The sequence below is a fragment of the Chryseobacterium contaminans genome, assembly GCF_001684955.1.
GTDB classification, from domain to species: Bacteria; Bacteroidota; Bacteroidia; order Flavobacteriales; family Weeksellaceae; genus Chryseobacterium; species Chryseobacterium contaminans.
Map to the genome: position 1 here is coordinate 1 of NZ_MAYF01000012.1, position 13,230 is coordinate 13,230.

Sequence of the window (13,230 nt, forward strand, 5' to 3'; positions counted from 1 at the left end):
TCAAAAAAGGCTCTCATCATTACTAACATTTTAAGGGTTATACATTAATTAACTGAGAATAAAGCAGGTGTCATTATCATGGTAAAAAGAAAAGCATATTTCTTTTCTGGGCTAAGGTTCATGATAACTTTGCCGTTTATTCAATATTATAATACCGGGCTCTAAAGTCCGGGATAAATAATCATTTTGAATCAATAAATGATTCGCGGGTTTATTGATGATACCAGCTAGATACGGGGCATAAATATGCTGTGAAAAATCAACCTGAAGGCTAATTAATCACGTTCCCGTATCTTTTACGGCATCGTAGAAAAAAAAGGATTCATATACGAGATATGAACTTTGAATCAGTGGAAAACTGAAAATCCACAGAAAACCTTTTTTCTCATCCTTAGTGCTTTTTTAATTTTTTCTCACAGAAAGATATGCCAATTTCATGCCAAAACGATAAATCTACGATTAACAGATGAATTGATAATACTTTTATTTTGTTGTATATCAGGTTTATATGATGTGTATTTCCTTAAACAAAGAAAAATTGTTTTTGATTGTAAAATTCCTAAAACTGGAAATAATAAATTTTTTACAAAATAATGATGGGGGTTTTCATCAGTTTTTTAGGAATTATTTCTTGTAAATACTTATGATCAGCTAGATTTTCTACAGTTGTTTGAAGTATTTTTTAGATTGATAAAGATATTTTTAGGTTTTAAATCTTTAAGGACTAAAATTATTATATTGGAGTATCTAAGAATATCGTAAAATTCTTATTATAGAAAGTGTTAACTTCGGAAAAGTGGGTAAAGAAAATTTAAAAGAAAAGATTGAGATTTGTATTGTTAATATTCAACAATTGGCAACTACGAATTGTTGGAACAAAATATCTTCTAATTTTGTTTTTATTGTGTCTGATTTCAATGAGTTTGAAGGTGAAAATTTTTTTGAACGAAGGAAATCCAGAAATAAAGTGAATAAATCTAAAATTATACTTTCTTTGGATTTGGCCATTGATATTTTAGACCGAGAGTATCAGGATCTCTATGATGTTAATTTGTATATTTTCAAGGCAAATAAAAAAGAAACAATAATAGAAATTCAATATTATAGAAAATCAAATTTAGCATCTGATTATTTAAAGATGGTTAAAGATAATGAACCAATGTATCACGCTAAAATTTTAAAACCTTATTATGTGAAAGACAGTAATAAGTTTGATGTCAATTGGGAATCTGGTGGTCTGAGATATTTATGGAATCATTTTCTTGCTCAAATTAGGTACAGGATAAATACTTTTAGATTAACTATTTAACGTCCGGATAACAGTTAGTTTGTCAGTCTGGAATAATTTTAACAACGATATTTAACAGCTTTATTTGGACTCCTACGGAATGATAAAGAGGTTGCTCGTATTGTCATCTGTAAAATCATTGGTGTTATTTGTTTTAAAAAGAAAACCCATCAAATCTTATAAGACTCAATGGGTTTATTTGTATCAATTATGGTATTCTATTACCAGTTCTTATCAATCATATAAATAATATGCGTCATGGCTACAGCACCCAATAAAAGCTCTCTTCTGTTAACTTTTTCAAAGGTGTCTTCTTCTGTATGGTGGATATCGAAATAACGTTGAGAATCCGGCATTAACTCAGCAGCTGGGATTCCCATATCATGAAGTGGATAAAGGTCAGTTCCTGAGAATTTTTCTTCAAAGTTATAGACTCCATATGGCAAGAATAATTTTGACCAGCTTTGAATCTGTTTCCTTTTCGCATCATCCATATCTAAAGCAATACCTCTTGGGGCAAAACCTCCGGCGTCGGATTCTATAGCAAAAAGGTGTTTTTCATTGTTTTCTTTTACTGTTTTACCATATTGGATACCGCCTTTTACTCCGTTTTCTTCATTGGCAAAGCATACCACACGGATGGTATGATTATTCTGTATTCCTAATTTTTTGAATGTTCTTAACACTTCAATACTCTGAACAATTCCTGCTCCATCATCATGAGCCCCTTCGCCTACATCCCAGGAATCAAGGTGTCCGCCTACTACAATGACACTTTGGTCTTTCTTTCCTGTAATTTCACCAATAACGGAGTGGGAGAGCTTTTCTCCTTTCATTCCGCAATTGGAATTAAGCTTTGCCGTAATTTTTTGATTCTTTAGTAAGGCTTCCAGCTCATCTGCTGTGGTACTACCGATTGCTACAGCAGGAATTTTAGAAACGCTTTCTTCGTAACGCATAGCTCCTGTGTGAGGAACATCGTCAAATGCTGAAGAAAGAGAGCGGATGATAGCAAATTTTCCTCCTTTTTTAGCGGTTAAAGAAGCTGCGGTTGTTCTGTATTTAGCTGCGTCACCATATCCTTTAAAAGTTTCTATGAAGGATTGTTTGAAAGCATAATTGAAGAAAAGGATTTTATCCTTTACCTGCTCCGGAGAAAGTTTATTGTATTCATCCATAGATTTCACCATAATAATTTCTCCTGAAACATCTTTTCCGCCTGTTCCTTCAGAATTTCCAAGAGAAAGCATTTTAAGGCTTTTCCAGCTTCCGTTGGAGGCTTTGATGTGTAAAGATTCTTTTCCTCTCACCCAAACCGGAATCATGACATCCTGAAGCCATACTTTATCAGCACCAGCATCACGAAGTTTTTGTGCGGCCCATTGCACAGATTTTTCATAGGCTTCGGAACCGCTTAAACGGTGGCCGATATTTTTAGTAAGTTCACGAAGATCGCCGTATCCTTTTCCGTTATTTAAAACTTCAAGAGAGATCTTGCTGAATTGTATTGAATCTTCTTTGGTTTGACCAAAAACGGCCATTCCCAGGCATAATAATGAGGTTGCTAATATCTTTTTCATTGTTACCAATTTTTATCAATCATATAAATAAGTTGTGTCATCACCGTTGAGCCGAGAAGCAGCTCTCTACGGTTGACTTTTTCGAAAGTATCTTCTGCGGTGTGGTGAATATCAAAATAACGCTGTGGTTCCGGAACGAGTTCTGCAGTTGGAACACCCATTTCATGCAATGGGGCAATATCCGAACCTGAATATTTTCCTTCAAAGTTGTAAACTCCGTAAGGTAAAAACAGATTTCCCCAGCTTTTGATCTGGTTTCTTTTTACATCATCCATTTCCAGGGAAATTCCTCTGGGAGAAAAGCCTCCGGCATCGGATTCTATGGCAAAAAGATGTTTTTCATTGTTATCCTTTGCGGTTTTTCCGTATTGTTTTCCGCCTTTGGTTCCGTTTTCTTCATTGGCGAAACAAACTGCTCTGATGGTATGGTTGTTCTGTATTCCCAATTTTTTGAATGTTCTTAGAACCTCAATACTTTGGACGATTCCTGAACCATCATCATGAGCACCTTCACCTACATCCCAGGAATCAAGATGTCCGCCTACCACAATTACACTTTGATCTTTCTTTCCTGTAATTTCACCAATGACAGAGTGGGAGAGTTTTTCACCTTTCATTCCACAATTGGAATTAAGTTTTGCAGTGACTTTCTGACTTTTCAATAAAGTTTCCAATTCATCAGCTGTTGTATTTCCAATAGTAACAGCCGGGATTTTGGAAACATTCTCTTCATATCGCATATTTCCTGTGTGTGGAACATCGTCCAATGCTGAGGAAAGAGATCTGATAATTGCAAATTTACCGCCTTTTTTGGCTGTTAAAGATGCTGCGGTCCGTCTATAGGCACCTGATTCCCTATAAGAAATAAAAGTTTGCACATGCCCTTGGTTAAAGGGATGATTAAAAAAAATGATTTTATCTTTTACCTTTTCAGCAGGAAGTTTATCATATTCTTCAAGAGATTTAACCATAATGATTTCTCCGGAAACGTCTTTTCCGCCTGTTCCTTCAGAATTTCCGAGAGAAAGCATTTTAAGGTTTTTCCAGCTTCCATTGGAGGTCTTAATGTGTAAGGATTCTTTTCCTCTCACCCAAACCGGGATCATCACATCCTGAAGCCATATTTTATCTGCTCCTGCATCACGAAGTTTTTGGGCGGCCCATTGTACTGATTTCTCATAGGCTTCAGAACCGCTTAGGCGGTGGCCGATATTTTTAGTAAGTTCACGCAGTTCATCATATCCTTTTCCGTTATTCAGGATTTCTGTGGAAATTCTATTGAACTGTATAGAATCTTCTTTGGTCTGTCCTGAAATAAAGGCCATTCCTAAAGTTAATAATGATATATTGACGATCTTTTTCATATTACCAGTTTTTATCAACCATAAAAATCATTTGCGTTATGGCAACCGCTCCGAGAAGAAGTTCTCTTTTATTCACCTTATCAAAAGTATCCTGTTCAGAATGATGGTAATCGAAATATCTTTGAGTGTCTACAACAAGCTCTGCCAAAGGAATATCCAGTTTTTTTAAAGGGGAGATATCCTGAATAGCATCTGTTTGGTCGAAATCATAAACGCCATAAGGAAGAAAATATTCTTTCCATGGAGAAATCAATCTTCTTCTTTGAGGTGACATGTCCAAAGAAAATCCTCGTGGAGAATAGCCACCAGCATCAGTTCCTAAGGCGAAAATGTGTTTTTCATCCTTCTTTTTCACAAAAGCAGCATACATTTCACGGCCTTGTCCTCCATTTTCACTGTTGGCATATAAAACTACTCTTATCGTATGGTTGTTTTCATATCCAAGTGCTTTCAATGTTCTTAAAACTTCGATACATTGAGCAACGCCCGTTCCGTCATCAATGGCTCCTTCACCAACATCCCAGGAATCGAGCTGAGCTCCTAAAACAATGACCTTAGAATCTTTATTCCCTTGAATTTCGGCAATAATATTGGGGTTTGTAGTGCTGGCTTTTGACTCAGCAGTCATGTTGATTTTAGCCGTAACTTTTTGCTTCTTAAGTATTTTTTCCAATTCATCCGCTGATTTTACACCGATGGAAAGTGCCGGGATTTTTACTTTATCATCCGGTTCATAGTAAATCATCTTGGCATGTGGAGTATCGTCATTAGCCGTTGTTAATGATCTTATAATTAAAGCTTTTGCTCCCGTCTTCGCAATGACAGATGCAGAAATTAATTTTGATTTTGCGGTCTGTAGATAAGAATCACTGGTATTAATGATTTTGGGATCCATAGGTACATTCACAAAAACTATTTTGTCTTTTAGCTGGCCTATGGACATTGCGTTCAGTTCTGAAGTGGAATTAATTAAAACAATCTCACCCATGAGGTCTTTTCCGCCTGTCCCTTCAGAATTTCCGAAAGAAAGCATTCTGATGTTTTTCCAGTTTCCATTTTCAACCTTAATCTGTAAAGACTCTTTTCCTCTGATCCAGACCGGCGCTTTGGCCTCCTGTCTCCAGATCATATTAATGCCAATTTCCTTGAACTTTTTTTCTGCCCATTCTACTGCTTTTGCATATCCGGGAGTGGCACTGAAGCGTGGCCCAATTCCTTTTGTAAGTTCTCCAAGGTTTTCATAAGCTCTGCCGTTGGCCATGATCTCATCTGAAATCTTTTTGAATTCATCGTGATAATTTAATTTTACGGGAATTGCTGTTCTACCGGCAGGTTTTTTCTGGACTTTTTTTTGAGAAAATAAAAATCCACTCAAAAAGAGTGGAAGTATAATGAATATTTTTTTCATTTTTTATTTACCTTTCTTTTTCCGATGATAAAAGTAGGAAAAAAATAGGAATTTATTAAGGTTTCATGTCGTACATTACCAGTGCTGTAATCAATTTGGGTTCAATGAATGTACATTTTGGAGGCATGCTTAATTTTAAATCTGAAATTTTAATCATGTCATTAAAACTTACAGGATAAATTCCGAAGCCTGCTTTTCCTTCCCCGTTATCTATCTTTTCTTTTAAGATGTTAATTCCGTTAATGTTAGAAGTTCCTTTTACATAGGAAATCAGTTCGGAACTATCCGGATCTTCTATTTTTAAAATGCCTTTGAAAATATATTTATCTAATAAATGGTGATCCAGGTTATCTAAAGACATTTCTTTGGAACGAAGGTCGTGTTTTACGTGAAGAGAGTAGAACTTACCATCCAGATACATTGAGATATGGAATTTCTGGGAAGGGAAGTAAGGGGTTTCTCCTTTTTCATGGATGAGAAAGTACTGGTCAAGTTCTTTTAGGAATTGCTCGCTGGAAAGACCGTTCAGATCATTCAGGATTCTGTTGTAATCGTGAATCTTGATGGATTGGTTTGAAACGATAAAGCTGTACACAAAGTTATACTGTTCTGTACCATTATGTCTTTTGTTTTTATCCTTATGTTTCTTTGCGTTTAATGCCGTAGAACCAATTCTGTGGTGACCGTCTGCAATATAGAATGAATCGATCTGATCAATTACTTCCTTAAACTGCTGAAGCTTCAAACGGTTGTCTATTCTCCATATTTTATGTCTAATTCCAATAGTATCTACATGATTAAAGATAGGAACATTTTTTTCCTCATGGTTCATCAGCAACTCAATTTTTGAGTTAGCAGGATAGGTAAGCAATACCGGTTCAGCTTGAAGATTTACTTTTTCAAGGTAATGAGCCAGTTTTTCTTTTTTCTGAGGAATGGTACTTTCGTGCCTTTTGATTTTCCCATTCCAGAAATCTTCAATGCTGGCAAGACCTAAAAGTCCTCTGAAAATTTGCTTGTTAGGATAGATTTGTTCATAAAGATAATATGCAGAATTATCCTGAACGAGCTTCTTTTCGTCCAGAAGTTCTTCAAATGTGGAACGGATCTTTCGTAGGTTTCGGTCTACATCTTTAGATTTACTTACAACATAAGGTTTTATCATGTTGATGTAAGTATTTTCAACTTGAGCTTTTTCTGCTATTTCTTCCTGGGTAAAATTATCCAGTGGATGGGTAGGGAAGGTGTCCTCAAAATCTCTATGAGGTCTTATTCCACGGAAAGGTTTAAAAACAGGCATATTTATCTTATAGTTTCTTTTTGTAGCTTAATAATTTGTTCTGCAAGTTCGATACCGATTTTTTCTTGCGCATCTACCGTATTCCCACCTACATGAGGAGAAAGTGATAGTGCCGGATTCATCAGTAGTGGAAGTTCCGGATTGGGTTCGTTTTCAAAAACATCCAATGCAGCTCCTGCCACTTTTCCTGATTCAATAAAATCAATCAGCGCCACTTCATTCATCACACCGCCTCTTGCAGTATTTACAATATAAACTCCATCCTTCATTTTTTCAAATTGCGGAGTGTCTATAATGTATTCATTCGTTTTCGGAGTATTGATGCTGATGAAGTCTGCTTCTTTAAGGAATGCGTCCATATCATTGGTGGAAGTGATTTCAAAGTTCACCGACTGTCCATCAAAGAAATCCAAAGTAAGAATTTCTGTTTTCGGGCTTCTTGTAAGAACCTGTATTTTCATTCCTAAAGCGATTCCTATTTTCACGACTTCCTGGCCAATACTTCCAAAGCCGATTACTCCTAATGTTTTTCCTGAAAGTTCATAAGCATTGCTGAATGACTTTTTCATGGCATTGAAATGGGTTTCCCCTTCCAAAGGCATCAGTCTGTTTGACTCGTGAAGGAATCTGGCCAATGCAATGAAGTGTCCGAAAACCAATTCTGCAACAGATTTTGAAGATGCTGTAGGAGTGTTAATTATTTTGATCCCCTTGCTTTTGGCATATTCAACATCAATATTGTCCATCCCGATACCGCCGCGGCCAATGATCTTAAGTCCCGGGCATGCGTCAATCAGGTCCTGCTTTACTTTTGTTGCACTTCTTACAAGAAGAACATCTACATTATTATCGTTGATAAAATTAATAACGTGATCCTGAGCCACTCTATTGTCCAGAATTTCAATTCCGGCTTCTTTTAAAGCTCGTTCTCCTGCTTTCGAGATTCCATCGTTTGCTAAAACTTTCATGTGTTATTTGGATTTAAAAATTGAAGATTTAAATATTTCAAAATTTTAAAACTGGGGCGCAAATTAATAAATTTAAATTAACTGCTTTTAAATCTTTCAATCTTTGAATTTTTTAATGCTTAAATTATCTGATAGATTTCATTACATCCACCAATACCTGTACACTTTCAATAGGTAAGGCATTATATAAGCTGGCTCTGTAGCCACCAAGGCTTCTGTGACCGTTTAATCCGCTGATTCCTGCTGCTTTCCATGCATTGTCGAATTCTTCTTTTTTGCTTTCGTCTGTAATGTTGAAAGAAACATTCATTAATGAACGGTCTTCTTTTACGCAGAACGTTTCAAATAATGGATTGCTGTCAATTTCATCATATAGAAGTTTAGCTTTTGCTTCGTTTCTTTTTTCTGCTGCTGCAATTCCACCATTGTTTTCAAGGTGTTGTAATGTTAACAGGGAGGCATAGATAGGGAATACCGGTGGAGTATTGTACATAGACTCTTTGGAGATATGCTGAGAATAGTCAAGCATAGAAAGCATGTTTTCTCTTCCTGTTTTTCCAAGGATTTCTTTTTTGATCACTACTAAAGTAACTCCTGCAGGTCCCATATTTTTCTGAGCTCCGGCATAGATTAAATCAAATTTTGAAAAATCCAGCTGTCTTGAGAAAATATCAGAACTCATATCGCATACCATCAGAGTGTTTACTTCAGGGAAAGACTTCATCTGAGTTCCATAAATGGTATTGTTGGAGGTGCAGTGGAAATAATCATATTCTGAACCTACCGTATAATTTTTAGGAATGAAAGAATAGTTTTCTTCTTTTGAAGAGCCTACTACATCTACAGTTCCTAGTTTTTTAGCTTCTTTGATGGCTCCGGCTGCCCATGTTCCTGTATCCAGATAAGCTGCTTTTCCGCCTACTTTCATTAGGTTGTAAGGTACCATAGCAAACTGCATACTTGCCCCGCTTCCTAAATAAAGTACCTCATAATCATCACCAAGGTTCATCAGCCTTTTTACAATTGCACGTGCTTCGTCCATTACAGCAACGAAGTCCTTACTTCTGTGCGAAATTTCAAGAAGAGATAATCCGATCCCGTTAAAGTCTAAGATTGCCTGTGCTGATTTTTCAAATACCTCTTGTGGTAAGATGCATGGCCCTGCGCTGAAGTTGTGCTTTTTGTTCATATTTTTATTTTTTGGTTGCGTAAAGAATTGAAATCCTTTAGCTTAATTTTTTTTGTTTTATTGGATTTTGGATTAAAAAAAGCCGCCTCACACATGATGAGACGGAATTTTTTTTATTCGCCGTGTAGGAATGCTTTTTTATTAAGCAGAGCCTCTTCAGATTCTACATGATCTTCATCTGGTACGCAGCAGTCTACAGGACATACTGCGGCACATTGTGGCTCCTCGTGGAATCCTTTACATTCTGTACATTTATCAGTTACAATGAAATAAACATCATCACTTACAGGTTCCTGGGCTGCATTGGCATCCACAGTAAGTCCCGACGGTAATGTTACAGTTCCTTGAAGACTAGTACCGTCAGAAGCTTTCCAATCTACAGCTCCTTCATATATTGCATTGTTTGGACATTCAGGTTCACAAGCCCCACAGTTAATGCATTCATCAGTTATTTTAATAGCCATCGCTAATTTTTTTTAAATTTGCACAAAATTACAAAATATTCCCCAATTTTAAAGTAATTATGAATACCGAAAATCAAGTTTTAGGACTTATTAAATTAAGTGATTATATAAAAGCGTTTTTAGCGAAGAAACCGGAAGATCACAATGAAGATGATGTAAATATTGAATTATTATTAAAGAAATCAGAAATAGAAAATCCATGGTTTACTGTTGATAATCAGAAATTTGCTTTGAAACAGTGGGCGGATCTTCTTACTGAAGAAAATATTAAAAACTGGCTTAAGAATTATTCAATCTCCAAAATTTCAAAGAGAGTAGGATTAATTTTAGCAGGGAATATTCCTTTGGTAGGGTTTCACGATGTAATTTCTGTGGTGCTGAGCAATCATATCCCAGTAATTAAGCTGTCTTCTAAGGATAAGTATCTGATTCCATTCTTATTAAAGAAATGGAAAGAGTTTTCCGGTGACCAGATTCAGTTTGAATTTGTAGAAAAATTGGAGAATTTTGATGCTGTTATTGCTACAGGAAGTAATAATACAGCGAGATATCTTGAGTATTATTTTAAAAATCATTTAAGCATTATCCGCAAAAACAGGACTTCTGTTGCGGTTTTAAAAGGTGATGAAACAGAGGCGGAGCTTCAGCTTTTAGCAAAAGATATTTTCCAATACTTCGGTTTGGGATGCAGGAATGTTACGAGAATATTCATTCCACAGGATTTTGTGATCAATAGGTTGTTTGAAAGCTTTTTAGGATTCCAGGATATTATCAATCATAATAAATATGCAAATAATTATGATTACAACAGAGCCGTTTATTTGTTGAATCAGGATAAATTCTGGGATAATAATTTTGTGATGCTGAAAGAAGATGATAAGTTGTTCAGTCCGCTTTCTGTGATTAATTTCAGCCGTTACGAATCATTGGATGATGTTAAAAAATTTATTGCTGAAAATGAAGAAAATATTCAGTGTGTGGTAGCTAAAGAAGAGTTGGGATTCAACTCAATTTCCTTTGGAGAGGCTCAAAATCCGGGTCTTGATACCTATGCAGATAATGTAGATACGATGAAATTTTTAGAACTGGTCTGATTTTCGTATCTTCCATAATCTATTTCACCAAATAATAAAAACGGATAATATGAAACAAATATTTTTAGGTCTTGCAATTATTGGCGCACAGTTTGTGTATGCCCAGAAAGTTGTAGGACTGAAAGTTGAGAATAACCAGAAAAAAGAGCAGCCGGCTACTATAAGCAAGGATAAAGTTAACCTTTATAATGAAAATTTCCAGAAGTTTATCACGGCTTTGCATGCTTCGGATTATAAAGCTGTCAATGAAGTGCTTTCTGATAAAGTAAAAGAAATTGTTACAGAAGATGTCCTTAAAAAAGTAAAAGAAGGTATTGATCCTAATAAAAAGCTGGATGTTTTAAAAGTAGGGTATTATGTAACGATGGATGGTGTTAGTCATCCTAATATTAAATACAAGTATGCCGGAGATTCCTCATCAAAAGAAGTGATAAGCGCTGTATTTGAAGATGATGGAAGGCTTCTTGGGGTATTGCCTGCTAAAAAGGATAAATAATTTCGATTCAATTTAAAAAAATATTAACTATGATGACAGATGTTTTAGTCGCTCATTCTTCCGAAGTGGAGAAAGCGAATTTTTATAAGAAGACGTATTTGCATGTTGCATTATCAATTCTTGCCTTTATTGGAGTAGAGACTATTTTGTTGAAGACTGTGCCTGTTGAGATCATTGCGATGATGTTTCAAGGAAGGTTTACCTGGTTGTTGATCATCGGTGTTTTCTGGCTGGCCTCTATTTTAGCCTCTAAATGGTCGCTTTCACAAAGTCAGTCCACTCAGTATCTAGGGTTAGGGTTTTATATTGTACTGGAAGCTGTTATTTTTCTGCCATTACTTTATATCGCGACTAATATTACTGGTGGTGCTAATATCATTTTCCAGGCAGCTACTTTAACGGTTGCGATGTTTGCAGGGATTTCAGCAGTTGCTTTTAGTTCCAAAAGAGACTTTTCTTTTTTAAGAAATATCATCATTATCGGAGGGTTTATCTCTATCGGATTAATCATTGGCGGAATGGCTTTTGGATTTAACCTTGGATTGTGGTTCTCCGTAGGGATGGTTATTCTTGCTTCTGCAACTATTTTATACCAAACCAGTAAACTGAAGGATTCTTACGCTACCAATCAGTATGTAGGAGCGGCATTACAGCTTTTTGCTTCTATCATGCTTTTATTCTGGTATATCCTGAATATTCTGATGAGCAGAAGAAGTTAATTTGAATATTTAATTAGCTTTAAATAATAGTCCTGGTGATTTTTCATCAGGATTTTTTATTTTTTGGATTGGTTTTGTTTTTCTTGCTAATTATGCGGATTGAGCAGATTTTTTTTAACAGTAGATGCTAGAAATGCTTTCATGAATAGTGCTATTGCAATATGGCAATTGCTATTGTAAAGATTTAAACGCAAAGTGAAATGATTCGGTTGTTGGGTTATAAGTGAGCAAAGGGAAGCGACAGAGTCGCTGATGAAGTAATGTGACTATCCGTATGCTTAGAAAGAATCAATGAAATTGATTCCATGCTTTGCTTGCTTGAAATAGTAAGGCTTGTAATATAAAACCTTTGTGTTTAAACATAAATAATACAAATGTTTTCACAAATGGCACTGTTACTATAGTTAGTATTGGTGATATTCGTAAAAAATAGTAGTGAAATTAGTGTTTAATCAAGTTTTGAACCCAAAAAAAATCCTGATGACATTTCACCGGGATTTTATTGGATATTCTTTAACTATTCTGTGCTGAATATCGCTTCAATAAGACTTTTGACAGCCTTTGAAGTTTTATTTCAGATAAAAGTAGAGTATAGGTTAAAGAATAGGGAAGTATAGTGTTGAGGAAAACCTCTGTTCTTTTCTTTTGTGTTTTTGTAGAATATTAAATGATAAAAACTACTTATCAATAGATCCTAAAACCTTTTGTGCAAAAGAGTTTAAAGCATCTTTTTCGCTCATTCCGTTCTGTACGTTAGCGTGAACTTCCAAAGCCCCGCAAATGTTGGTAATAAGCTCTCCTGCAACATTTAAATCCTCTTCACTTGTTCCTCTGAATTCGCAGAAGCTTTCAAGAACTTCTAATGTTTTTTCTAGATTTTCAGGAGTCTGATTCTGATAGAATTGTCTGATTACTGGTAATTTCATTATGCTAATTCGTTAAAAAGGTTAATTAAACTTTCAGCCTGGTTAGATTGAACCTGGTTTACCAATTCACCGTTTTTAAAGATAGCAAATGTAGGTAAGTTGTCTACTTTTGCTAATTTTCTGCTTTCAGGAAGTTTTTCAGCATCTACATATAAGAAAGGAATAGAGTCATTCTCAGATGCTAATTTTTTGAATTTCGGCTTCATGATTCTACAGTTTCCGCACCATGTTGCGCCATATTGAACAACTACTTTTTCGTTGTCGTTTACTATATTTTGTAACGTATCTACTGTTAATTCTGTGTACATAAGTTTATTTTTAAAAAAATAAACAATGTAACAATCTAAAAATTTACCAATCCAACAATTAAAAAAAATTTTAAAATTGTTATTCTGTTAGATTGATACATTGTTATATTAAAATTAAGATATTAA

The 13,230-nt window shown here is 35.3% G+C and carries 13 protein-coding genes; 4 read left to right on the forward strand and 9 right to left on the reverse strand.

The window, feature by feature from the left end:
• Positions 1-796 precede the first annotated feature (796 nt).
• Positions 797-1,309 (forward strand): hypothetical protein, encoded by a 513-nt coding sequence (locus tag BBH99_RS01510; protein WP_066691037.1) that lies wholly within the window; start codon positions 797-799, stop codon positions 1,307-1,309.
• Positions 1,310-1,509: 200 nt separating this feature from the next.
• Here the strand turns inward: BBH99_RS01510 and BBH99_RS01515 are convergent, their stop codons facing one another.
• The 7 genes from BBH99_RS01515 to BBH99_RS01545 form a co-directional block, all read right to left on the reverse strand.
• Positions 1,510-2,868, reverse strand: coding sequence for a M20/M25/M40 family metallo-hydrolase (locus BBH99_RS01515; RefSeq protein WP_066691040.1), 1,359 nt, complete (start codon positions 2,866-2,868; stop codon positions 1,510-1,512).
• Positions 2,869-2,870: 2 nt separating this feature from the next.
• On the reverse strand, positions 2,871-4,232 hold the full coding sequence (locus tag BBH99_RS01520; protein WP_066691043.1) for a M28 family peptidase: 1,362 nt from the start codon (positions 4,230-4,232) through the stop codon (positions 2,871-2,873).
• Position 4,233: 1 nt separating this feature from the next.
• Entirely contained in the window at positions 4,234-5,640 is a 1,407-nt protein-coding gene (locus BBH99_RS01525) for a M28 family peptidase (RefSeq protein ID WP_066691045.1), read from the reverse strand.
• A 55-nt stretch (positions 5,641-5,695) separates the two neighbouring features.
• Positions 5,696-6,940: a DUF1015 domain-containing protein gene (locus tag BBH99_RS01530; protein WP_066691046.1), complete on the reverse strand. Its 1,245-nt coding sequence runs from the start codon at positions 6,938-6,940 to the stop codon at positions 5,696-5,698.
• A 2-nt stretch (positions 6,941-6,942) separates the two neighbouring features.
• Positions 6,943-7,908 (reverse strand): D-2-hydroxyacid dehydrogenase, encoded by a 966-nt coding sequence (locus BBH99_RS01535; protein ID WP_066691047.1) that lies wholly within the window; start codon positions 7,906-7,908, stop codon positions 6,943-6,945.
• Between the two features lie 124 nt (positions 7,909-8,032).
• Entirely contained in the window at positions 8,033-9,097 is a 1,065-nt protein-coding gene (serC, locus tag BBH99_RS01540; RefSeq protein ID WP_066691049.1) for a 3-phosphoserine/phosphohydroxythreonine transaminase, read from the reverse strand.
• A gap of 113 nt (positions 9,098-9,210) precedes the next feature.
• On the reverse strand, positions 9,211-9,561 hold the full coding sequence (locus tag BBH99_RS01545) for a 4Fe-4S binding protein (RefSeq protein WP_066691052.1): 351 nt from the start codon (positions 9,559-9,561) through the stop codon (positions 9,211-9,213).
• 59 nt (positions 9,562-9,620) lie between these two features.
• On the opposite strand from BBH99_RS01545, the gene BBH99_RS01550 reads away from it, so the two are divergent.
• From BBH99_RS01550 to BBH99_RS01560, 3 genes are read left to right on the forward strand one after another with little or no spacing between them, the layout of a single operon-like run.
• Positions 9,621-10,655 (forward strand): acyl-CoA reductase, encoded by a 1,035-nt coding sequence (locus BBH99_RS01550; protein ID WP_066691054.1) that lies wholly within the window; start codon positions 9,621-9,623, stop codon positions 10,653-10,655.
• A 49-nt stretch (positions 10,656-10,704) separates the two neighbouring features.
• Positions 10,705-11,151: a peptidylprolyl isomerase gene (locus tag BBH99_RS01555; RefSeq protein WP_066691057.1), complete on the forward strand. Its 447-nt coding sequence runs from the start codon at positions 10,705-10,707 to the stop codon at positions 11,149-11,151.
• 29 nt (positions 11,152-11,180) lie between these two features.
• The gene (locus BBH99_RS01560) at positions 11,181-11,870 is read left to right on the forward strand and encodes a Bax inhibitor-1/YccA family protein (RefSeq protein ID WP_066691060.1); all 690 of its coding nucleotides are present in this window, start codon (positions 11,181-11,183) and stop codon (positions 11,868-11,870) included.
• Between the two features lie 677 nt (positions 11,871-12,547).
• On the opposite strand, the gene BBH99_RS01565 is transcribed toward BBH99_RS01560, so the two are convergent.
• Together BBH99_RS01565 and BBH99_RS01570 are read right to left on the reverse strand one after the other, a co-directional pair.
• Positions 12,548-12,796 (reverse strand): DUF6952 family protein, encoded by a 249-nt coding sequence (locus tag BBH99_RS01565; RefSeq protein WP_002980002.1) that lies wholly within the window; start codon positions 12,794-12,796, stop codon positions 12,548-12,550.
• Positions 12,796-13,104, reverse strand: coding sequence for a thioredoxin family protein (locus BBH99_RS01570; protein ID WP_066691062.1), 309 nt, complete (start codon positions 13,102-13,104; stop codon positions 12,796-12,798). The genes BBH99_RS01565 and BBH99_RS01570 overlap by 1 nt, the downstream gene beginning before the upstream one ends.
• Between the last annotated feature and the right edge of the window lie 126 nt (positions 13,105-13,230).